The sequence below is a fragment of the Providencia vermicola genome, from assembly GCF_010748935.1.
Taxonomy (GTDB): Bacteria; Pseudomonadota; Gammaproteobacteria; order Enterobacterales; family Enterobacteriaceae; genus Providencia; species Providencia zhejiangensis.
In genome coordinates, this window is sequence record NZ_CP048796.1 from 866,509 (window position 1) to 890,269 (window position 23,761).

At 42.1% G+C, this 23,761-nt stretch carries 20 protein-coding genes; 13 read left to right on the forward strand and 7 right to left on the reverse strand.

What is annotated here, in order from left to right; all coding sequences use genetic code 11:
• The first annotated feature begins 190 nt into the window (after window positions 1-190).
• From tkt to G3341_RS03750, 5 genes are all read left to right on the forward strand, one after another.
• On the forward strand, window positions 191-2,185 hold the full coding sequence (gene tkt, locus G3341_RS03730) for a transketolase (RefSeq protein WP_163860725.1): 1,995 nt from the start codon (window positions 191-193) through the stop codon (window positions 2,183-2,185).
• 306 nt (window positions 2,186-2,491) lie between these two features.
• The gene (epd, locus tag G3341_RS03735) at window positions 2,492-3,511 is read left to right on the forward strand and encodes an erythrose-4-phosphate dehydrogenase (protein WP_163860726.1); all 1,020 of its coding nucleotides are present in this window, start codon (window positions 2,492-2,494) and stop codon (window positions 3,509-3,511) included.
• Window positions 3,512-3,596: 85 nt separating this feature from the next.
• On the forward strand, window positions 3,597-4,760 hold the full coding sequence (gene pgk / locus G3341_RS03740) for a phosphoglycerate kinase (RefSeq protein WP_154623657.1): 1,164 nt from the start codon (window positions 3,597-3,599) through the stop codon (window positions 4,758-4,760).
• Window positions 4,761-4,819: 59 nt separating this feature from the next.
• Window positions 4,820-5,896, forward strand: a complete 1,077-nt coding sequence (fbaA, locus tag G3341_RS03745; protein ID WP_154623656.1) for a class II fructose-bisphosphate aldolase — start codon at window positions 4,820-4,822, stop codon at window positions 5,894-5,896.
• 158 nt (window positions 5,897-6,054) lie between these two features.
• Entirely contained in the window at window positions 6,055-6,459 is a 405-nt protein-coding gene (locus tag G3341_RS03750) for a hypothetical protein (RefSeq protein ID WP_163860727.1), read from the forward strand.
• A gap of 170 nt (window positions 6,460-6,629) precedes the next feature.
• Here the strand turns inward: G3341_RS03750 and G3341_RS20615 are convergent, their stop codons facing one another.
• The 3 genes from G3341_RS20615 to G3341_RS03765 all read right to left on the reverse strand — a co-directional run bounded on the left by G3341_RS20615 (window position 6,630) and on the right by G3341_RS03765 (window position 8,613).
• Window positions 6,630-6,887, reverse strand: a complete 258-nt coding sequence (locus G3341_RS20615) for a hypothetical protein (protein ID WP_244316472.1) — start codon at window positions 6,885-6,887, stop codon at window positions 6,630-6,632.
• 492 nt (window positions 6,888-7,379) lie between these two features.
• Window positions 7,380-7,748 carry a DUF4440 domain-containing protein gene (locus G3341_RS03760; protein WP_230085794.1) on the reverse strand — a complete coding sequence of 123 codons (369 nt, stop codon included), beginning with the start codon at window positions 7,746-7,748 and terminating at the stop codon, window positions 7,380-7,382.
• Between the two features lie 13 nt (window positions 7,749-7,761).
• Window positions 7,762-8,613 carry a LysR substrate-binding domain-containing protein gene (locus tag G3341_RS03765; protein ID WP_244316473.1) on the reverse strand — a complete coding sequence of 284 codons (852 nt, stop codon included), beginning with the start codon at window positions 8,611-8,613 and terminating at the stop codon, window positions 7,762-7,764.
• A gap of 85 nt (window positions 8,614-8,698) precedes the next feature.
• Here G3341_RS03765 and G3341_RS03770 point away from each other — a divergent pair, with 85 nt between their 5' ends.
• The 8 genes from G3341_RS03770 (at window position 8,699) to G3341_RS03805 (ending at window position 17,159) form a co-directional block, all read left to right on the forward strand.
• Window positions 8,699-9,385 (forward strand): ankyrin repeat domain-containing protein, encoded by a 687-nt coding sequence (locus G3341_RS03770; protein ID WP_154622647.1) that lies wholly within the window; start codon window positions 8,699-8,701, stop codon window positions 9,383-9,385.
• Complete coding sequence (locus tag G3341_RS03775) at window positions 9,385-9,849, forward strand: nucleoside deaminase (RefSeq protein ID WP_154622648.1); 465 nt, start codon at window positions 9,385-9,387, stop codon at window positions 9,847-9,849. The genes G3341_RS03770 and G3341_RS03775 overlap by 1 nt, the downstream gene beginning before the upstream one ends.
• Complete coding sequence (locus G3341_RS03780; protein WP_154622649.1) at window positions 9,849-11,069, forward strand: cyanate transporter; 1,221 nt, start codon at window positions 9,849-9,851, stop codon at window positions 11,067-11,069. The genes G3341_RS03775 and G3341_RS03780 overlap by 1 nt, the downstream gene beginning before the upstream one ends.
• Window positions 11,070-11,162: 93 nt before the next feature.
• Entirely contained in the window at window positions 11,163-12,032 is an 870-nt protein-coding gene (locus G3341_RS03785; RefSeq protein WP_163860729.1) for a helix-turn-helix domain-containing protein, read from the forward strand.
• Between the two features lie 103 nt (window positions 12,033-12,135).
• Window positions 12,136-14,277 (forward strand): TonB-dependent siderophore receptor, encoded by a 2,142-nt coding sequence (locus G3341_RS03790; RefSeq protein ID WP_154622651.1) that lies wholly within the window; start codon window positions 12,136-12,138, stop codon window positions 14,275-14,277.
• Window positions 14,277-14,531, forward strand: coding sequence for a hypothetical protein (locus tag G3341_RS03795; RefSeq protein WP_163860730.1), 255 nt, complete (start codon window positions 14,277-14,279; stop codon window positions 14,529-14,531). The genes G3341_RS03790 and G3341_RS03795 overlap by 1 nt, the downstream gene beginning before the upstream one ends.
• Window positions 14,528-15,958, forward strand: a complete 1,431-nt coding sequence (locus tag G3341_RS03800; RefSeq protein ID WP_154622653.1) for a PepSY-associated TM helix domain-containing protein — start codon at window positions 14,528-14,530, stop codon at window positions 15,956-15,958. The genes G3341_RS03795 and G3341_RS03800 overlap by 4 nt, the downstream gene beginning before the upstream one ends.
• Window positions 15,936-17,159, forward strand: a complete 1,224-nt coding sequence (locus tag G3341_RS03805) for a RhtX/FptX family siderophore transporter (RefSeq protein ID WP_163860731.1) — start codon at window positions 15,936-15,938, stop codon at window positions 17,157-17,159. The genes G3341_RS03800 and G3341_RS03805 overlap by 23 nt, the downstream gene beginning before the upstream one ends.
• 142 nt (window positions 17,160-17,301) lie before the next feature.
• Here the strand turns inward: G3341_RS03805 and G3341_RS03810 are convergent, their stop codons facing one another.
• From G3341_RS03810 to G3341_RS03825, 4 genes are all read right to left on the reverse strand, one after another.
• Window positions 17,302-19,869, reverse strand: a complete 2,568-nt coding sequence (locus G3341_RS03810; RefSeq protein WP_244316474.1) for a TonB-dependent receptor domain-containing protein — start codon at window positions 19,867-19,869, stop codon at window positions 17,302-17,304.
• Between the two features lie 400 nt (window positions 19,870-20,269).
• Complete coding sequence (hpaC, locus tag G3341_RS03815) at window positions 20,270-20,788, reverse strand: 4-hydroxyphenylacetate 3-monooxygenase, reductase component (RefSeq protein ID WP_154622656.1); 519 nt, start codon at window positions 20,786-20,788, stop codon at window positions 20,270-20,272.
• A gap of 19 nt (window positions 20,789-20,807) precedes the next feature.
• Window positions 20,808-22,370 carry a 4-hydroxyphenylacetate 3-monooxygenase, oxygenase component gene (gene hpaB, locus G3341_RS03820; RefSeq protein ID WP_154622657.1) on the reverse strand — a complete coding sequence of 521 codons (1,563 nt, stop codon included), beginning with the start codon at window positions 22,368-22,370 and terminating at the stop codon, window positions 20,808-20,810.
• A gap of 545 nt (window positions 22,371-22,915) precedes the next feature.
• Window positions 22,916-23,596, reverse strand: coding sequence for a LysR family transcriptional regulator (locus tag G3341_RS03825; protein ID WP_154635622.1), 681 nt, complete (start codon window positions 23,594-23,596; stop codon window positions 22,916-22,918).
• Window positions 23,597-23,761 lie beyond the last annotated feature (165 nt).

A 23,761-nucleotide genomic window follows, 5' to 3' on the forward strand; every position in this document is an offset into this window, starting at 1 on the left:
CGCAATGGAAAGGATTCAGCTCTGAAATGGCTTAATTTATTGACGATTCGCGGGCACAAATGTAGCGAATAATTGCTGTATGGAGCAAATTGCGTTAGTTTCATAGTTTGCCTATGAAAAAGTGCAATAATTCCGTATTGCGTTGTGAAAATTGGTTTAAGTACGTTTTTATCCGACCTGGAGTATACTAATGACGACTCGTAAAACCCTTGCTAATGCTATCCGCTTTCTAAGTATGGATGCGGTTCAAAAAGCAAAATCAGGGCACCCTGGCGCGCCTATGGGCATGGCCGATATTGCTGAAGTTCTGTGGCGTGACTATATGAATCATAACCCAGCAGATCCACACTGGGCTAACCGTGACCGTTTTGTTCTCTCTAATGGCCATGGTTCAATGCTGATCTATAGCTTGCTGCATCTGACGGGTTATGACTTATCTATCGATGAGCTAAAAAACTTCCGTCAACTCCACTCTAAGACACCAGGCCACCCTGAATATGGCTATACTCCAGGCGTTGAAACCACCACAGGTCCATTAGGGCAAGGTATTGCAAACGCAGTCGGTTTTGCTATCGCTGAACGCACTTTAGCGGCGCAATTTAACCGCCCAGGCCATGACATCGTCGACCATCACACTTATGTGTTCATGGGTGATGGTTGTATGATGGAAGGTATCTCACACGAAGTGTGCTCTCTAGCAGGGACACTGAAATTAAATAAACTGATTGCGTTTTATGATGACAACGGTATCTCTATCGACGGTCATGTACAAGGTTGGTTTACTGATGATACCGCAGCACGTTTTGAAGCTTATGGCTGGCATGTTATTCGTGATATCGATGGTCACGATGCCGATCAAATTCATGCTGCTGTCACAGAAGCACAGCGCGAAACAGATAAACCAACGCTGATTATGTGTAAAACCGTGATCGGTTTTGGTTCCCCAAATAAAGCAGGTACAGAATCTGTTCACGGTGCACCATTAGGTGATGCCGAAATTGCGGCAACACGTAAAAATCTAGACTGGCAGTATGGTCCATTCGAAATCCCACAAGATATCTATCAAGCATGGGATGCCCGTCAAGCTGGTAAAGAAAAACAAGCGGCTTGGAATGATAAGTTCGCCGCTTACGCAAAAGCCTTCCCTGAATTAGCTGAAGAATTTACTCGCCGTATGGCGGGTGAATTGCCTGCTAATTTTGATGCAGAAGCGAAGAAATTTATTGAAAATCTGCAAGCAAATCCTGCCAACATCGCTAGCCGTAAAGCGTCACAAAATGCTTTAGAAGCCTTTGGTAAAGTCTTGCCTGAGTTCTTAGGTGGTTCTGCTGACTTAGCACCAAGTAACTTGACTATGTGGTCTGGCTCTAAACCATTGAATGAAGACAAAGCGGGTAACTACATCCATTATGGTGTACGTGAATTCGGTATGTCAGCAATCATGAATGGTATTGCTTTACATGGTGGATTTGTTCCTTATGGTGCAACATTCCTCATGTTCGTTGAATATGCACGCAATGCTGTGCGTATGGCTGCATTGATGAAAGTGCGTAGTATCTTTGTTTATACTCACGACTCTATCGGTCTGGGTGAAGATGGCCCAACTCACCAACCTGTTGAGCAATTAGCTAGCTTACGTGTAACGCCTAATATGAATACATGGCGTCCATGTGACCAAGTTGAATCTGCTGTCGCATGGAAATACGCTATCGAGCGTAAAGATGGCCCAAGTGCGCTGATCTTCTCTCGCCAAAATCTGGAGCAGCAACCACGTACTGCTAAGCAATTAGCGGAGATCGAGAAAGGGGCTTATATCCTGAAAGATAGCGATGGCCAGCCGGAGCTTATCTTTATCGCGACAGGTTCAGAAGTTGAGTTAGCAGTGAAAGCCGCTGACCAACTGACTGGCGAAGGCCGTAAAGTACGTGTTGTTTCAATGCCTTCAACCGAGGTATTTGATAAACAAGACGCGGCATACCGTGAAGCCGTTCTACCATCAAGTGTGACTAAGCGTGTTGCTATTGAAGCAGGCATTGCAGATTACTGGTTCAAATATACAGGTCTCAATGGGGCTATCGTTGGTATGCATACATTTGGTGAATCAGCACCTGCTGAAGAACTATTCAAAGAGTTCGGTATCACTGTTGAAAGCGCAGTGAAAGCTGCTAAGTCATTGCTGAAGTAATTATTTTACGACCTAATTACGGGTCGTAAGAAAGAGTGAAATACGCCCTTACATCAATTTTGCTGTAGGGGCGTTGTTTTTTTGTGCATTTCATGTGTTTTGACTATTGCGTTCTGTGTCTATATCCCTTAATCTAATTCTTAAATAGCTGAACCGTTTCAGTTGCTGTGGTCAATAAGCTAAAAAATTTCAAAAGTGTCGAGTGAAGCACATTTTTGATGTTTGACCGTTAAAATCAGCAGTAGAGTTTGTGTGAGTCAGTTATCCTTATCAGCCGTGTGATTTTGTTGAAATTCAAGGTGTAGGATGCCAATAAAAGTGGCGATTAACGGCTTCGGTCGGATCGGACGGAGTGTACTAAGGGCTTTATATGAGTCTGGGCGACGTGCTGAAATTACGGTTGTCGCGGTTAATGAGCTGGCAAGCCCTGAAGGGATTGCGCATTTGCTGAAGTATGACTCAAGCCATGGTCGCTTTGCTTGGGATGTCCGCCTTAGCGGTTCGCTGTTGCAGGTCTGCGATGACAATATTCGTCTCTTTCATCAACCTGATATCAGTTCGCTACCTTGGAAAGAACTTGGAGTTGATGTTGTGCTTGACTGTAGTGGGGCATTCGGTTCTCGCGCAGATGGCTTAGCTCACCTCGATGCGGGCGCTAAAAAAGTGCTCTTCTCCCATCCTGGCTCGGATGATCTTGATGCGACAGTTGTCTATGGCGTTAATCATGATAGTCTAACAATTGACGATAAAATTATTTCAAACGCATCTTGTACCACAAACTGTATTATTCCGATCATTAAACTGTTAGATGATGCGTTCGGTATTGAGTCAGGCACGGTAACAACAATCCATGCATCAATGAATGATCAGCCTGTTATCGATGCTTATCATCATGACCTAAGAAGAACGCGAGCTGCCAGCCAATCAATTATTCCGGTTGATACTAAGCTAGCAGCGGGTATTACGCGAATTTTTCCAAAATTTCAAAATCATTTTGAGGCGATATCGGTACGTGTACCGACAACCAATGTGACAGCCATTGATTTGAGTGTTACCGTGCACAGTGATGTTAGCGTAGCAACGGTAAACCAACTCTTGCGAAGCGCCGCGCATGGACATTTTCGTGGTATAGTAGACTATACTGAATTACCGTTAGTCTCGATGGATTTTAATCATGATCCGCACAGTGCGATTGTTGATGGCACACAAACGAGAGTGAGCGGTAAGCATTTAATTAAAACCCTTGTTTGGTGTGATAACGAATGGGGGTTTGCTAACCGGATGCTAGATACAACTTTAGCGATGGCAGCAACAGGTTTCAACTAATTAACGGCTGACAGACGGTAGGGTAGACTATGACCCACACAGCCATTAATGAAAACTTTATAGAGAATCAACAAGAGGATTCACCATGTCTGTAATTAAGATGACCGATTTGGACCTAGCGGGTAAACGCGTTTTCATCCGTTCTGACCTAAACGTTCCTGTAAAAGATGGCAAAGTTACTTCTGATGCACGTATCCGTGCTTCATTACCAACAATTGAAACTGCTCTCAAGCAAGGTGCTAAAGTCATGGTCACATCTCACCTCGGTCGTCCGACTGAAGGCGAGTATAATGAAGAATTTTCACTGCAACCTGTTGTTGACTATCTGGCTGAAAAGATTGATTACCCGGTTCGTTTAGTCAAAGACTATTTAGGTGGCGTGGATATCGCGGAAGGCGAGTTAGTCGTTTTGGAAAACGTTCGCTTCAATAAAGGCGAGAAAAAAGACGATGAAACGCTGTCAAAACAGTATGCTGCACTGTGTGATGTTTATGTCATGGATGCTTTTGGTACCGCTCACCGTGCTCAAGCATCAACGCATGGCGTTGCTAAATTCTCGCCAGTTGCTTGTGCTGGTCCTCTACTCAGCGCTGAACTTGAAGCATTAGGTAAAGCACTGGATAACCCTGCTCGCCCAATGGTGGCGATTGTCGGTGGTTCAAAAGTATCGACAAAACTGACCGTTTTAGATTCACTCTCTAAAATTGCCGATCAATTAATTGTGGGTGGTGGTATTGCAAACACCTTTATTGCCGCTGAAGGTAATAATGTTGGTCGTTCTTTATATGAAGCGGATCTGATCCCAGAAGCGAAAAAATTATTGGCAAACTGCCATATTCCAGTACCGACTGATGTCCGTGTAGCAACGGAGTTCTCTGAAACTGCGGAAGCGACATTAAAATCAAGTACTAAAATTAAAGATGATGAGCAGATCCTCGACTTAGGTGACGAGTCTGCTGAGCGTCTGGCTGAAATTCTGAAAAATGCTAAAACCATTCTGTGGAATGGCCCAGTTGGTGTTTTTGAATTCCCTAACTTCCGTAAAGGAACCGAAATCGTTGCACGTGCAATCGCTGATAGTGAAGCTTTCTCTATCGCGGGTGGTGGTGACACATTAGCGGCTATCGATTTATTCGGTATTGCGGATAAGATTTCATACATTTCAACAGGCGGCGGTGCATTCCTTGAATTCGTTGAAGGTAAAAAACTGCCGGCGGTTGTGATGCTGGAAGAACGTGCTAAAGCGTAATTAATTTGTCATGAACAACAGGCTGCGTAGGCAGCCTGTTTAACACAGGACCTTTTCAAATGTCTAAAATTTTTGATTTTGTAAAACCGGGTGTTCTCACAGGTGATGATGTACAGAAAGTTTTCGCAGTTGCCAAAGAAAATAACTTCGCATTGCCAGCGGTGAACTGTGTCGGTACAGACTCAATTAATGCCGTACTTGAAGCGGCAGCGAAAGTACGTGCTCCAGTTATTGTTCAGTTTTCTAACGGCGGTGCGGCTTTTATCGCGGGTAAAGGCTTGAAAGCAGAAGGGCAACAAGCCGCTATTCTGGGTTCAATCTCTGGCGCACATCATGTTCATCAAATGGCTGAGCATTATGGTGTTCCTGTGATCCTACATACTGACCACTGCGCACGTAAATTGCTGCCATGGATTGATGGTTTGTTAGATGCAGGTGAAAAACATTACGCGAAAACCGGTAAGCCTCTGTTCTCTTCACATATGATCGACCTGTCTGAAGAAACTCTGGAAGAAAATATCGAGATCTGTGCTAAGTATCTGGCTCGCATGGCAAAAATTGACATGACGCTAGAAATCGAACTCGGTTGTACTGGCGGTGAAGAAGATGGTGTTGATAACACCGGTATGGACAGTTCAGCGCTGTACACTCAACCAGAAGACGTTGCTTACGCGTATGAGAAACTGAGCGCAATCAGCCCACGTTTCACTATCGCGGCTTCTTTCGGTAACGTTCACGGTGTTTATAAGCCAGGTAACGTCCAGTTAACGCCAAAAATTCTACGTAACTCACAGGACTATGTTTCTGAGAAATTTAATCTGCCTCACAACAGCCTAGACTTTGTTTTCCACGGTGGTTCTGGCTCAAGCGCTGCTGAAATCAAAGAAGCGGTTAGCTACGGTGTTATCAAAATGAACATCGATACAGATACTCAGTGGGCAACTTGGGAAGGTATCCTGAACTACTACAAAAAGAACGAAGGTTATCTGCAAGGTCAGTTGGGTAACCCAGAAGGTGATGACAAGCCTAACAAAAAATACTATGACCCACGTGTATGGCTGCGTAAAGGTCAAGAATCCATGGTTGTTCGTTTAGAGCAAGCATTCAAAGAACTGAACTGTGTTGACGTTCTATAATTGTGCTTAGGCTTGGTTAACCAAGCTAATCGCTAAATCAATCCCCCAGTAGGGTTATCTTACTGGGGGATTTTTGTATTTTTGAGCACTAAAACTAAATGTATAACAAGCTAATATGGAAGTTATTATTTTTTATTTGTTATAAAGGAGATATTTGAGTGAGTCGATGGATCCAGAATTTTTTAATCGCTATTGTTGGTGTCTTATCAATAGGTTGTTCAGTGACAGGTAACAACGATAGGCTCGTCTATAAATTTGAAAATGATGAGTTTATTTTAGAAAAAGAGTGCGTTTCTGTACTTCAATTGGGACATTCACAGTTAAAAAATGACTATGTTTTGAATATTGAGATCAATAGAACACCTAAATGTTCGGAAAGATTTAATTCTCTTCTGAGTAAAAATATTGGTAAAAAGGTATCTCTTTACTTCGGTGTAAATAAAATTTCTCAAACGTATATCGCAGGGGAAATACAATCTGAAAATGGATATAGACAGGCATTTTCGGATAAAAAAGTAATAAATAATATTTTAGAAAGTTATGGACGAAATGCTAAAAACTAAAAGAAATCACGTTGTACTTCTTTTAGTTTTATATAGTTAAATAATGAATTATTTAGGGAAGCTTATACTGACCGTGATAGGTACTGAATGTGATTTTATGCGTATACTTGCAGTTCCACCACCAGTAGCTTCAATAAGATAAGCTCCTGGTCCCACTGTATTAACCGTTTTCATTCCACTAGATATTTAATCCCCACATCAAATGATGACTCTAAGTTTGATGAATTATTAAAATTAACGGTATACGAATGGGGAGTATTGGTAATTTCATTTGGCATACTTGTGAGGAGATCTTTCCACGCACTCCATATCCCTGGCATTGCAATAATACCTGTTGACTGTATAGGCCCTGAATAACCACATGGACCTTGTCTTTTCCTTGCGACTCTGGCTCTATCTAAACTCGCCATAATCATGCTTTTTTTCATATTCCTGAATTGCGCAAATCTTTGACTGTAAATTCTTAAAGCACCCGTCTTATCACCACTATTGATCGCTTTCATTCATTCTTGAAAATTTTTCTCTTTAAGATACGGACAATTCTTTTCACCACAAACAAGATAAACATTGTTCTTTAATGCATCCTTGACTTCAGGCGGCAAGCTTGCTGGGATGAAGTCATGATTAACTTGTACATCATTGAACTCCCATGCTTTTGAATGTGGATCCCAGTGTGTATCAGGTATATATGAGGTATACCACTATTACAATTATAGGGGCGTAGCTAGGTCGAATAGGGGGTCTTTTCATTTGAAATTCCTTTTATTTATTCCATTAACTATTTAAATTTATTAGATATTATTTTTAATAAACAAATAAAATAGTAGCCATGAAATTGCATAGAGTAAATAAACGAAATTTGTTTATATGTCATAGGAAAGCTGCATCGTAATGATGTTTACGATGCAGCAAAAAAGCATTTATAACGAACGTGGTGTTCCTTGGTGGAAACGGAGCTGCCATTGGTTGTGCTGATTTTTGCTCCAAATCGATGAGCGTAGTGTTTGTTTAATAGGTATCCCATTATCAAGTTGAAAACTTAAATAGGTGATGAGCACTGTATTCGCATCTATCTGTGCACATTGGAAATTTTCGGAGTGAATTTCCAATAAATTATTAGCTTGAGTGAGGGCTAAAAGTGTCTCTGTTTTATCGGCGCTCACACCAGAGCGGCAAAATTCTAAAAACGCTGGGTGCAGAATATTTTCAAGAAATTCTAAATTATCTCTATTTGAATAATGGTGTAGCTTTTTTTCTAGTGTGATTAGGTGATCAAAGAGTTTTTGCATATCATGTTCTTTATCAAAGTTGTTCAAATTGTCGTGCTAGGCGTTCAGCTAGCGTTAAAACCACTTCTGAATTGCCATGGACATGCAGAGCAATTTCCATCTCCTCTGCATCAGGAAAGCCTTCTTGTGCAGTCAGTATACGATGCTGTGGTAGCTTAGCTCGCAGTGGTAATAAACTGATGCCAAGGCCATCGGTAATGGCGCTTTGAATACCAGCAAGGCTTGTGCAAGTATAGGTAATATGCCAAGGGCGCTGTTCAATATCCAGTAAGCGGAACATATCGTTACGATACAAGCCATTTTCAGGGAAAACAATCAAAGGCAAAGAATCGGCATTAACATGTTGATTATTAGCGCTTGTTAGCCAACATAAAGGTTCTGGCCAACGATAATGGCTCTTAAATTCACCTTTTCGTTGCTTCACTATAATTAAATCGAGTTCACCTTGCTGGTATCGTTGATGAAGTTGGCGGCTTAAACCACTGGTAACCTCTAAACGAATGTTCGGGTGGTCACGCATAAACGTCGCAAGGGTTGGTGTAACTTGCCCAGAAGCAAAATCTTCAGGGAAACCAAGACGTAACGTTTGGATCACCGCATTGCCCGTAATTTTCATAAAAAACATATCATTGAGTGCGATAATTTTTTTGGCATAACTGAACAGGATTTCACCAGTTTCAGTTAATGTGAGCATTCGATGGGCGCGTATCAATAAAGGCTGGCCCACTAAGGCTTCTAAGCGCTGGATCTGTTGGCTCAGAGTGGATTGAGTCGAGTTTAAATGTTGTGAAGCTACAGTGAAGCTGCCGGTCTCTGCCACCGCAATAAAAGTTTTAAGTAAGACCAAATTTAATAACGTATTCATTTTATAGATACCTAGCATTTGAATATTTAATTTTTAAATAGCATATATTTTCAGTAGATTAAATAGATTGCAGAGGAGGGGGACAATGAAAACACTATTTTTGCCAGCCAAATGGCTAGGCTATATGTTAGTTATTCTTAGTATATCATTGATATTTATTGTTAAATCATTTGCACAGGCAAATTCATCATCTCTAGTCGCTTTGGCTGAAAAAGGGGATTTGCCGGCGGTTACCCAAGCTATTCAACAAGGAGCAGATATTGAGCAACGAGACTTACGTTTGCGTACTCCCTTAATGGCGGCAACACATGCTAATCAAATCGAGGTGGCTCAATTTTTAATTGAACAAGGTGCCAATGTGAATGCACGCGATGCAATACAAGATTCCCCTTATTTATATGCAGGGGCTAGGGGATTACAGGAAATTTTAGAAATGACCCTAGCCCATGGCGCGGATTTGAAAAGCACTAACCGCTATGGTGGAACAGCATTAATTCCTGCCGCAGAGCGCGGGCATGTAAAAACGGTACAAACTTTAATTGATGCGGGAGTCGACGTTAATCATGTAAACAGATTAGGCTGGACGGCTCTGATAGAGGCAATCATACTGGGTGATGGTAGTGAAAAATATGCGGCTATTGTGACTCAATTGATCAAGGGTGGCGCCGATGTCAATTTAGCGGACGCTTCAGGAAAATCTCCGTTAGCGTTGGCCAAGCAAAAGGGTTATGACAATCTAGTTGAAATTCTTGAAAATTCAGGAGCTAAGTAATGTTAGATAAACAGTTTTTGCGACAAGCAATTTCACTGGCTAAAGAAAATGTTAAAACGGGTGGCCGTCCCTTCGGAGCCGTGATTGTTTGTGATGGTAAAGTCATTGCAACAGGGGTTAATCAGATGCTTGAATTGTGTGATCCCACAGCGCATGCAGAGCTAATGGCTTTAAGACAAGCAGGGGAGATCCTTCAGCGCACTCGATTAGAGGATTGTGTGGTCTATGCGAGCGGACAACCATGCCCAATGTGTTTAGCGGCAATGCGTATGGCAGGGATTTCACGAATTATTTACGCTTATTCAAATCAAGATGCAGAGCCATTTGGCTTATCAACAGAAGCAATTGCACAGGCACTTAGAGTGGAGCCACAACAGCAAAGCGGACTGACTTTTGTACAATTAAAGCCAGAAAATGAAACGCAATCAGCACTTTATACTTTTTGGCGGGAACAACAACATTAATGAGTGAACGTCAAACAGCATCGCTGGGTTTAGTACTGACAATCGTATTGGTCGGGATTAATTTAAGGCCGTTTATGACCGGCCCCGGCCCACTGATTGATGGCATTATGCAAACGACGGGGATGACTTATCAAGGTATTTCATTACTCACCTTATTGCCTATGCTATTAATGGGAATAGGAGCCTTAATTGTTCCTGCGCTTAACCAAAGGCTGGGAGAGCGCTTAGGTATTAGTCTGGCAATGTTATTGTTGTTCATCGGTTCCTTATGCCGCTTATTTGTTGCTGACAGTGCGCAATTGCTCATAACGGCTTTTATTTGTGGTGTCGGAGCCGCTTATATTCAAGCCGTTTTTCCTGGATTAATTAAATTACGTTTTCCACAAAAAATGGCCGCAATGACAGGGCTTTATTCGGCGATGTTGATGGCAGGGGGAGCAATAGGTGCACAATTAACTCCCCTTATTGCTAATTTCTCATGTCATGAAGCGATACCATCTTGCACTCATGAGTCTGGTCATTGGCAAGCCGCTTTAGCATGGATGGCATTACCCGCTTTATTTGCTTTATTCGCCATTATTGCCAATATACGCTCTTCAGCTTCTCATCAACATGCTGGAAAAGGGTCAGTTTTGCAGTTTTTAACAAAACCAAGAGCATGGTTGCTTATGGTTGGTTTTGGTCTTGTTAATGCGGGATATGGTTCAGTCGTAACATGGTTAGCCCCCTTTTTTATTGAACAAGGTATGAGTAGTGCAAAAAGTGGTTCACTTGTCGCTTTATTGAGTGTATTTCAAGCATTATCGGCTTTGTTAATCCCTGTTTTAGCTTCCCATAATATTGATCGTCGATTTTGGTTGGTGGTAACGCTATGTAGCCAAGCAATTGGTTTTGCTGGTTTAGTGGTATTTCCTCATTCAGTGCCTTTTTTATGGGTTTGTTTAATCGGTATAGGGCTGGGTGGGTGTTTTGCACTAAGTATTATTACGTCTCTTGATCATTTGCCTCATCCTGCAAGCGCTGGCGCGTTAACCTCTCTGATGCAAGCTGGTGGATTTATTATTGCGGCCTTTGGTCCTTTCTTTGCCGCATGGCTACATGAAATCAGCCAAAGTTTCGCTTGGGTATGGGGCGCACATATCTTAATGATATTAATAACATTATTTCTTTTTTTGCGTCTTAATCCAAAACATTACGCTAAGCTATTCAGTATCAAATAGGTTTTAATGCACAAATTGCAAATGATAATGATTGTTATTTTCTTGTTTCTTTGACAAGATAGCAGGCACATAGCCTTTGTTTCGAAAAAGATCATGCAGCAGTGTTCTGAAGACAAACTTAATCAAGCTCATTCCCATCGTGAAGATTACTCGATTGGTACTTTTATCAGGATCAGTCGTGGTGAGTTTGTGATCCCGCATGATCTTGGGATTGATGAAGAACAACAGGCAGGCCTGAAGTTAGTGGCCATACATCAAGGCGCAATGGGTTGTCGTAGCAGCTCTGGACATAATGTCGAAGTGAATTCACCCTCATTGATACTCTCTGGCAGCCAGAAAAGCTATCAGTTATGCAACCTGTTTCGCGCCTGCCAACCAATGAAATATACAATGATTGATATTTCACCTGAGTGGCTTGAACAGCATCAATTAGTTTTGCCTGATAGCTGCTATCCCTCTCATAAAGCTCAACTACGCCATTTCGCGATCCCTGCGAGTGTATTAGCGATGACGCAGCAGTTATTTACTTGTCCAACCCATCCTTCGTTACACCAACTTTATTTAGGTGCCAAGGTAACTGAAATTACTGCACTGTGTTTACATCATTTTTTACATGAACCAGTACAAACAGCCCCAAAATTACGCCAACGTGAGATTGATAATCTACACATGGCAAAAGCTATTTTGATGCAAGAGTTAGAATCCCCTCCAAGTTTGGATGTATTAGCTAAGCGTGTTGGCATGAATACGCGTAAGTTGACCCAAGGCTTCCGCCAGTTATTTGGTAATAGTATTTATGGTTGGTTACAGGAGTATCGTTTAGATACCGCGTATCAATTGTTAACGGTGCATGACGCCAACATTTCGACCATCGCCTATCAGGTTGGTTATACCCCAGCCCATTTCTCTGTTGCATTTCGTAAGCGTTTTGGTCTCTCGCCAAATCAACTCAAAAAACGTTAGTTGTTGCCGGATAGCGATAGACAAAATCCGGCATTCGAAAGTAACCAATCCCATAAATTGCTAAATTGATAACAATTATCATTTAACTTTTTTAGGGTAGAAAATGTTGTCTGTTCATCACTCTCAGCGCTTATCAGGGCTCAAATTAGCGCCCTGTGCATTGTTTTTGGCAACTGCACCGTGGGCCTTTTCAGTCGGGGCAGAAGAAAGCTCTCAATCTAAACATGATGTTATGCAAGTCACTACCCTATCGAGTGTTGATGATGACTATGTTGAGCCGGGTGTCACTACATTAGGAAAAATAGCCTTAAAGCCAAGAGAAGTGGCGCAATCGGTCAGTGTGATTGATCGTGAACAAATCGAAAAACAAAACTTACAAACGCTTGATGACGTTATGCAAAGGGCGACAGGGGTGACAAGTGCCCCTTATGTGAAGTTGACTACCGCTTATTATGTGCGCGGCTTCCAGATTGACTCTTTTGAAATTGATGGTGTTCCGGCATTGCTCGGTAATATGGCCAGCTCTCCACAGGATATGGCGGTCTATGAGCGTGTTGAGATTTTACGTGGCTCCAATGGGTTGCTTCACGGTATGGGCAACCCTGCTGCGACAGTCAATATGGTGCGTAAGCATGCGCCAAAAGAGGACATGGCAAAACTCAGCTTAACGGCCGGGAGTTGGAATCGTTATCGGGGTGAGGCCGATGTAGGTGGCTTGCTTAATGAGTCGGGGAGTGTTCGCGGACGCTTTGTTATGGCATGGGAAGATAAAGATTTCTTCTATGATGTTTCCGATCAGAAGACGCGTTTAATGTATGCCACTGTTGATGCCGACCTAACGCCGGACACGTTGCTGCGGGTAGGAGCACAATATCAAACAATCGATTCAGTAACCAATATGGCAGGTGTGCCGATGGGGAAAGATGGCAGCGATTTACATCTACCTCGTAAAACCTATCTTGATGTGGATTGGGATCGTTTTAAATGGGATACCACCCGTACTTTTGCCGCCATTGAACACCAAATCAACGATGATTGGCAGTATAAGCTCAATACCGAATATCAGCACGTTAATGCAAGGCTTATTTATGCGGGGGCATGGGGAAATATCGACCCTGAAACAGGGGATGGAGCCATGCTAATGGGAGGCGCGTATAAATTCCGCAACGAACAAATCAGCCTAGATACAAGCTTAAATGGCAAGGTTGAAGGTTGGGGGCAAAAACATGATGTGATCATGGGCGTGAATTATTCTCATGCGAGTGAAAAACAGTATAGCGCTGAGTTTGACCCTGCACTGAATGTTCCGGTGAATGTTTATCGTTGGGATCCCCATAGTGTGCCTAAGCCTAAAATAGGCCAATACAGTTCACCCGGAGCAACCAAGACGACCCAAAAAGGCGTATATGGGATGGGCAGAATTAAGGTTGTGGAGCCTGTAACGGTGATTATTGGTGCGCGTGATAGTTGGTGGGAACTGAAATCACCAAGCGCTAAATTCACGGAAAATGGCCGTATCACGCCATACGGTGGTGTGATTTGGGATTTTGCAAAAGATTGGTCTTGGTATAGCAGTTATTCAACCGTGTACCAGCCACAAACGGCGAAAACGTGGAGTGGCAAAATGCTTAAGCCTGTGGAAGGGCAAACGTTGGAAACAGGGATTAAGGCGGGGTTGCTTAATGGCAGCGTAAACTTATCTGGTGCGGTGTATCAAATAGATATTAAAAATAACCCTCAAATAGATCCGGATCATCCAACTGGTGGTTTCGATAACTACTTTATCAGCGGTGGAAAGGTTCGTAGTCAGGGTTTTGAATTGGAAGGTGTTGGCTACATTACCCCATTTTGGGATGTCTCTGTTGGTTATACTTACACCGATACCAAGTATCGTGATGATAGCCAAAATAAAGGGAATGCTTATAACACCTTAACCCCACGTCATATGCTACGGGTTTGGACAAATTATGACCTTCCTTGGGATGAGCGTAAATGGAGCGTTGGTGGTGGTATGCAAGCACAAAGTGCCTATAGCACGACCAACGGCAATGTCACCTTACGCCAAGGGGGCTATGCGCTGTTTAATGCACGTTTAGGTTATCAAATTGATGAAACGTGGACAGCAGCCGTTAACCTAAATAACATATTTGATCGTCGCTACTATTCCGGGTTGTTCTCACCGCAATGGAATAACCGTTATGGCGACCCTCGCAATGTGATGTTGACGGTAAAGGCTGATTTTTAATGAAATTAGTCAGTGTCATCGCAGTCATTGGTACTTTGATTGGGGGAGTCGTGCTCTCCCTATCATTAGCCCAGCTATACCCTTCCGTTGATCCATTAAACCGCCTTTATGGTGCTGTTTTCCTTTCGGTTTTTATCACTATAGTCATGTTTGTCTACAGTTTAACGGCCCAAGGGTGGCAGCAAATGTTGTTGCGCAGTTATGGATGGTGGCCAATTCCATTGTTAATACTGTTTTGGCAGGGGGGATTATGACGGTACCTCTTATACGCCGGATGTCTAATTTGCATCGTAGTGCGGGGGCATTTTTAGGTGTTTTTTTATTTGTGATCATGTTGAGTGGTACTTGGAGCTTAGGCAGCGACGCCTTGCGTCTTTGGTGGAATAAAGCCCCGCTTTCGGGCGAGCACTTACCATTATCGCAATTATTAGCACGACAGCCTGACTCAACATTAGTGCAGCTACCTCAACCTGCTAATCCGACGATCACGTTTTGCCTTGGAATAGGGCAATGTGATAACAGCTATAGCGCAATATCTGGCCAGCCTTTAGTGCAAAATACACCCGCAATGTGGTTGGTAACTTTGCATAAGAGCCTCTTTATGGATTTCCCCGGACGCATTTTTATCAGCCTATTTGGTTTTGCACTAGCAGTACTCTTAATCAGTGGCTTTATTATTAACCGACGTAAGCTAGCTTCCATGATGCAGATACCGCGTCGGCGAAATTTACGTTTATTGATCCATGATCTCCATAATGGGTTGGGGTTATGGTGTTACCCATGGCTAATTCTGTTTGCTGTCACGGGAGCATTATCAGGGGTAGGCGCTTTAGGTACCGTTGGGCTGGCAAGCAGTGTCAATCCTGATCATCCTCAATTAGTGATGCAACAATTGATGGGGGATTTTCGAGAGATAGCCAGCCAGCCGCCTACACAAGGCCGCTACCAACCCGAGCAAGTTCTCACATTGCTTGAACAATCCTATCCATCATTCACACCTCAAATATTAATGCGCCGCGATAACGTGTTGATTGTGGGGGGCGTGCGGGCAGGGCAACCCAGTAGTGCGAATTTTGAACAATACCGTTTCGATTTGCATAAAGGGCAGCTAACGGGCATTCGAGACTCTTCTGAGCAGGCATTTTGGACTCGTGCTTTTATCAGTATCCAGCCACTGCATTATGGTCAATATCAATGGCTACCGAAACTCGACATGGTGTTGAGCGTTTTACATTTTATTGCTGGCTTTAGCGGCTGTGTATTGGTCGCAAGTGGGTTGGCAATGTGGTGCTGGCGGCACTCAGATTCACCTATTTCAGGGGTAATAGTGGGATGTTGTGGCGGATTGTTGTTGTCAACGAGCGGATTACTTGTCGTGATGTCCTTGTCATTCTCATTGCCAATGCGTGTATTTTTTCTATTTTGGGGCGCCATTTGGGTCATGTGTATGGTGGTTAAGCATAGACGTCAGATGTTGATTCTGATTGCCTCATTATCTGCTCTGCTATTTTTCATCGCGTTAGCTTGTTCCCTATGGCAACAGCCGGCCTACTTGACTCGAATTAATTTTATCTTGCTGTTTTGTGGCGTATTTTTGTTATTAGCACTTGTATGTGTTGCGAAATTGTCCGCACCACAAAAAAGTGATCGGAGTGGATATGAAAGATCTATTACAGAATAAACAGTTAGTCGTGACCTTAGGGTTATTATATCTTGCACAAGGCATTCCAATGGGCGTTGCAATGGATGCGTTGCCGACATTTTTACGCCATGATGGCAGTGAGCTGAGTGTATTAGCTTTTTTACCCTTAGTTGGACTACCTTGGGTGATTAAATTCCTCTGGGCACCTTTTGTTGATAACCATTGGGGAAAGACATTAGGACGTCGTAAAAGTTGGATCATTCCAATGCAAGTGGTGGTCACTGTGAGCATGTTTTCACTCAGTGTGATTGGGTTTTCTGTGGAAAATGCTATCGCGTGTGTAGCATTACTTTGTCTTTCCTCTTTAGCGAGTGCAACCCAAGATATTGCCACAGATGGAATGGCGGCAGAGCAAGTCAATAGCGCAATGCTATCTAAAATTAATGCGATACAGATAGCGGGGGTGATGGCTGGCTTTTTTATTGGCGGCGCAGGCTTGATGATGATGAGCGACTCTTTAGGCCAACATATGTCATTGGCAATTTTGGCGTGCGTACCATTATTGAGCTTATTGTTTATTGTGGTATGCCCACTGAAAAAAACACAGACAAGCGTTGTCGCTGAAAAAGCAAGTCTGTTAAACACCTTTAAACGGCGTGGTGCTCCTCGATTATTATTATTAACACTGTTATCCGCTGTCACTGCTGTTTCAGGGTTTGGATTGGCTAAACTATTCCTCAATGATGCAGGCTGGTCTTTAGCGGAGATCGGCAAAATGGGGATGGCTGGTGGAATGGTAACCTTGATATTAGGATGCGGCGGTGGCGCATGGCTGATTGGTAAGATAGGTGTTTGGCGGGCCTTTTCATTCGGTTTACTGTTTGCACTGCTATCCTCTTTACTTTGGATGGTGCAATCAGTGAATGGTGTGATGATGGGGTTAGTGGCGACATGTATCGTTCTTGGTTCCTTGTCAGCAGGTATTACCTCTGTTGCTATTATGACCGCAGGCATGCAGTTTGCATCACGTTACCATCAAGCAGGCACAGATATGACCGCAGTGCAAAGCACTCGTGATATTGGTGAATTAGCGAGTTCAATGATGCTCGTGGGATTGACCGCTGCAATAGGGTATTCAGGCGGCTTTATGTTGGGGGCTGGTATCGCTTTTGTCGCATTGCTGGTTACCTTTTCACATTACCGTTATATGCAACGATTGAAAACAGAAGAAGCCGCTTAAGTCAGGCTTAAAACTCTCCTGCCTATAAAGGCAGGAGAGGGACATTAAAATCGATAAGTAAAATCTACCGTGAAGGTTCGTCCAGGAGCAGGCATTAAACTCAATGCCATTGGATCAACATAATATTCGTTGGTTAAGTTAGTTACCGTTCTGCATTTGGATTAAACTGATAGTTCGCATAGGCATCGTAGGTGACTGTCGACAAATAAATTAATTGTGTTCCTGTCATACCCACTGTATGCCAATTCTGGTTCAATTTATGCGTTGGTCCACTATTATAAATACGGCGCACGCCAATATCTAAGTTACGCTCCTCTAATAATCTTACGCCAAGTGTAGTGTTAATCGTGTATTTGGGGGGATTAGTCAAATTAACTAATGAAGTACCAAAGCCACCATTGACGCAATTAGGTGTGTTTGGGTCACCATAGGCATAACCACGAATACGACTCGCGGTTGTGGCGTCACAAGTCTTTGCTTCTAAGTAGTAGTTTCCAGAGACATCCGCATAGAAGCGACCCTGATCGTAAGAGAGGTGATATTCGATCCCTGAAGTTTTATACAGGTCGACGTTTTCAATAAGCCATGATGAATTATTTGGATGGTAACCACGCGTGATCATATTGTGCAAATCACTTTTAAACCAAGCAACTTTCGCAGCCATCTTATCATCACTTGTTAGCATTGAATGTTGGACGGTGGAAGCCCCGATCTCCAAAACTTTATTTTTTTCGGGTTTTAAATCAGCCGCAGGAACAGAAGTCCAATTGCCAAGAGTTGATTCAAAAATACTTGGATTTTTAACGGCCTCGCTATATTTCACATATAACTGGCTAGTGTCATCTAAATGAAATGCAATACCGACTTGTGGGCTAAAGTCGCGTCCATGACGTTCCATTGGTTTGGTATAAGCGTATTCGGTTGTGACTTCTTTTTTCAAGATAGCTTGCTCTGGTGGACGAGGATCGCGCTCAAAGTCATCGAAATCATATTTATCGCCTAGGGTACTATTGGCATAAGGTGTATTTTTTAATGAGTCCAAGGTGTAATGACCTTGTTCATCAGGCCACCATTCCATATACCAACTTTCGGGCCATTTTTGGAAAAATTCCCCATTCTTTTTCAGGCGGGCAAACGTATATTCTTGAGTACGTGATTTTGCCGCGTAAGCGGTACTATTTCTATCTCGCACATTATATTCGGTATAGCGACCACCAACTTGAAGTGTTAGCCAGTTTACGGGTTTATATTCCAACGAACTGGAAAGACTGTACTCTTTGCGAACGCCGCTACGTAAGAAACGGTTTTTCTGCAAATTTTCTTTTAAAATAGGGGAGTTAGGTCCTGTATCTTCATGTTGAAAAGAACCGCCAAGGGTTAAATTAAATTCACCAAAACGGCTTTCAAACGTAGAGCGATTGGTTAAGTTAACGCCATAGCGATCAGCTCGAATATCCGATAATAAGCCTTGTTTGTACTCTTCATTTTGTGGATCAGGTAGCTGTTCTGTTGATAAATCAAACACAGGAACATTACCGATGTTGGCATTGTACATACGGCTCACTGAGCGCGTATACCAAAACTCCGATGTGAGGTTGAGCCAGTCATTATCAGGGTTAAAATTGTGTTTTGCCGATAAAGCATCAATGGTTATTTTACTAGGAACAAACTGTGTTGATTCACCTTTGCTGTTCGGGGCCATAATCATTGAAGGCATAATTTCCCCCCAACTTGCGTCATAACGGCGATAAATCAGCTCCAGTTTTTGATTTTCAGTTAGCTCCCCCATCCCTTTGAGCAGCCAAGACTCACTTCGGCTATGTGTATCAAGTACCTCTTTACCAGCAGGAAACGCTTCGATCACTGCGGCTGTCGTCATTCCTGTGCCGCCAGTTGTCGAATAATGTGCTTTTTCGTAGCGATCAGCACCATGCTTACCAGCAAAGTAGTTACCCTGTTTACGATAAGCGTAAGCTGCAAGGAGTTGGTAGCGATCTTGGTCAGTTGCCATCGCTACACTGCCGAATCGACTGTTCATATTCGGCCATTGATTTGCATCGTCGCTATCTTTGATTTTTGTATAAAACCCTGAGCGTTCTGAAACGGTATTATTTGCCATCCCACCTCTTAAACGAACACCAAACGTTTCGCCTTTAGGGATCACGTCAGCGGGTTGTAATGTGGTTACACGCACTGCTCCACCAATAGCGCCAGCCCCATCAGTGGCAAGCGTAGGGCCTTTGTCGATGCTAACTTGACTAATCAAATCGGGGTCTAAATAACTCCGCTGCTGTACACCCGCATAGCCTCGATAAACATCGATTGATTGTTGTGTTCCATCAACAATAATAGGCACGCGGCTTTGACCTTGTAGACCCCGAATATTAACATCAAGGGCGCCACCGTTACGAATATCACCTAGATGCACCCCACTGACGCCACGTAAGAAATCAGCGGAGGAATTCCCTCGAAATCTTTCAACTGTTTTTCCATCGATATAAGAGGAAGAGCCGAGCTGTAAATAAGGGAACTCGGCATCCAACTCTTTTTGTGATTTTGCTGAAACTTTTAGTGGGCCTAATTGCGTTATGTCTTGAGTTGAGACTTGGGTTTCAGCGTAAGCAACCATCATTCCGCTTGCCATAAACGGACTAACACCAATAATTAATTTAAGAAGTCGAGAAACAGGCCTCATGGAATGTTTATTCATGACGATTATTATTTAAAGTTAATTGGTAATGCGATTGTAAATAATAATTATTATCATTCAATTAATTAACTAATCATTAACATTAAAAGGCGAGTTTGTACTAACATATTGATTATAAAAAATTATAAACATAGGTAATTTACATTTAGGCAGGCGATATAATTACATAATTTTTGTTGGGATATTAAAAATATAGCTAGGCACAATGAATAATGGACGAATTGATTGCGAATTAGCGTGTATCCCCGACCGATAGAGGGGTGACAGCATTAATTCAGAGGTAAGGAACTCGCATAGGCATGGTTAAATGCGTAAGGGAGAGGGAGGAGGGGGAATGTGAATCATATAAAAAAGGCACCGTGCTATACGGTGCCTCGTTGATTCATTATTGTAATAAAGGTTATGCAGTGACTGCTAGTACTTGGTGCATAACAGGGTGGAATTTACGCTTGAAGTAAATTAACCCATGACCTTCTTCTCTTACAATAATCTGCTTTATCTCAACCAAGTAAACAGAATGTGTACCAATATCTTGCACTTGGGTAATTTCGCCTTCTAGATTCGCTAGAGCATCTTTCAAGAGTGGTTGCTGCAAAATACCTCTATCCCAGACACTCCAAGCAAAACGCTCTTCCATCGTCGAGCCTTTCATTCCAGCGAAGTGGCAAGCCATTTCTTCTTGTTCATGGTTAAGCACGTTGACACACAGGCGGCCATTTTCTTGAAAGACCGCATTCATAGCACTGTTGCGGTTAACGCATACCATCAAAGTGGGTGGCGTGTCCGTGACGGAACAGACTGCTGTTGCCGTAATACCGCAACAACCGGCAGTACCATCCGTGGTGACAATGTTAACGGCTGCACCAAGACTTGCCATCGCATCTCTGAAACGTAGGCGATGTTCATTTTCTAAAGACATATTGACCTCCTGCTGCCGATTACTTCAGCAGCGAATCTAACTGATTAATATCATTGTTGTTATGTAAATGTGGGCGTTTCCAGCCATGCTGATCGTAATCAGACAGACAGCGGTCAACCATATCGGTCATTGCCTTCATGTTACCTGAACCATATGCATGTCGTAGACATTGCAGACGAATTTCGTCTTGGCTACCTGCATAGTTAATTTCGTACAGTTCATGACGTCCACCGAACTCACTACCAATCGCATCCCACATGAGTTTTAAGATCTTGATACGTTCTACATGATCCATGCCGTTAGAGCCACGCACATATTTTGCCAGATACTTATCAATTTCTGGATTGTTCATGTCTTTCACGCTAGAAGGTAGATATATCAAACCACTCGTTACGTTACTTTCGATGATATTCTTAATTTTTGTATAGGCCATTGGTGCCATTACTCGATACGTTTGAATCGCTTGAGTATCTGGTAAATATGCACCGCCTTCCCACGCTTTTGCTTCTGAAGTCATTGCATCGGTCAGTGACCAGAATAAATTACGCCATGCAACCACTTCACCTAAGTCTGCTTGTACGCCTCGGAAATCGATAACGCCTGTACATTCAAGGCTTTTTTGTAATAAGCCAGTGATAAAATCTAGTTTGACAGCTAAACGTACACAAGCTTGTAATGGGAATAAACGTGCAAAACCACCTTGTACAGCCCAATTACGTGCACGATCGAAATCACGATAAATTAAGACGTTTTCCCAAGGGATCAGAACATGATCCATCACTAATATCGCATCATTTTCATCAAAACGACTTGATAATGGGTAGTCAAAAGGTGCGCCTGTTGCACCTGCAACTAATTCATAGGATGCGCGTGAAATGAGTTTCACTCCATCGGCATCCATTGGCGCGACAAACATCAATGCAAAATCAGGGTTATCTCCCATAACTTGTGCGGAACCAAAACCGATAAAGTTATAGTGAGTCAAAGCCGAGTTGGTCGCGACCACTTTTGCGCCGCTGACGATGATACCTGCATCAGTTTCTTTTTCCAGTTTGATGTAGACATCTTTTACTTCATCGGCGGGTTTATGGCGGTCGATAGGTGGATTAACGATCGCATGGTTAAAATACAGCCCACTTTCTTGAATACGTTTGTACCAATGACGCGCATTGTCAGCAAATTGGCCGTAATACTCAGGGTTAGCGCCTAAACAACTGGCGAATGCCGCCTTATAGTCTGGAGTGCGTCCCATCCATCCATAGCTTTGGCGTGACCAATCGGCAATTGCATCGCGTTGTTGGCGTAATTCATCGGCACTTTTGGCGAAGCGGAAGAATTTGTGGGTATAGCCGCCGTTTCCGGTGTCGGTTCCCCAGCAAAGCTGGTCATGAGTTGCTTTATCATGGAGTGCATCATATAACTGTCCTATCGAAGCGGCTGAATTACGAAATGCAGGATGAGTGGTGACATCTTTTACACGCTCACCATAAATATAAATCTCGCGGCCATCTTGCAGGCTTTTTAGGTATTCTTGGCCAGTGAATGGACGTTTGGCATCTGAGCGAAAATCTTCTGGTTTCATGTCTACCTCGTTATCTCACAAAGAGCGCCGGCGTATAATTGGGTACATAGGTTCGCTGGCATCTAAGTTATGTTAATTTTATGTTTATTTTGTGTTTCTTAATTGAAGCCTGTTCTTTGAAGATAGGAAAGAGATTTTAGAAAGAATCACTGGTACTTTTCGTTGAAACTGAAGATTTATGATAATAATGTGATCATTGTAGTGTTTTTTATCTTAATGAAATAAGCTTTATTTTTATAATTATCTTTATATTCATGTAGTTAAAATTCATTAATTGTTTAATAAATTTAAAAATTACATTAGTTTTTGATAAAATTTTACACTACTTAGGTTCCCTTTTATCCCATAAAATAGATATAAAAGTACTTTTCCTATATTTCAAATAGGCTTGTTTGTTGAATAGTGGGTAAGTGAGAATAACGAAATAGGTTAACAAAAAGTTGCTAATGTGTGGTTAAAAATTATTCGAATATTTTCAGTTAAAGCGTACTTAATATCGAAATGTCATGTTCGATATTAAGTACGCTTCTTTTAAATAAAAGGGGTTAGGCGATATGATTCTTTTTCGATAAAGCGTCTATAGATTCATTGATTAAGTTGCCAATGTGTAAGTAATTATCCATATTTTTATCTCCATTTCTAAAACAAATTTTAGATTTGATTTCCGAGTATGAGCCTAGAATGCTTGTTGGCTGTTCATTATTTGCTTTAAGAATTGCCATTTGATGGCTCACGGGAAAATTAATCAATGAAGCTGAGATAAAGTTATCAGGGCATTTTGTTGATGAAACAATCAGTAAATTTAAAGACATAGATTCCAATTGTGAAAAAAGTACTTCAGATTTATCAATAGTTAAGTTTAAGTTGATGCTAGGATCACTACTTAAGACAGCTTCGGTAATATAAGAAATAAAATACTCTGGTAATGAATCAGAAATACCAACATGGAATATTTTTACATTATTGTTTGTTGATTGTTGAGCGATTTTTTTAATTTCCTCTATTTCTTTTAAAATAATTTTACTGTGCTCTAAAATTTGTAGTCCTAATGGTGTGAAATTAACTCGACGTGTTGTTCTTTCTAATAAAAAACACCCTAGATAATGTTCAAGCTTTCCGATTTGAATACTTAGTGTTGGTTGAGCAACATTGCAGTATTGTGCGGCCTTTTTAAAGTTAAGAAACTTTCCTAATGCATCTAAATATTCAAGATCTCTAATGTTCATTTTTTGCCTCTGCTGTCATTTAAAATAAAATATGATTTGTTATTTTATGAATTTTTTAAAATAGTCCATTAATAACATTAAATGAAAAGTTGTTAACTTAACGACACAATGAGATAACCACTTTTATGAATTATTGTTGACTTAACTGATAACTAAACTTATTCA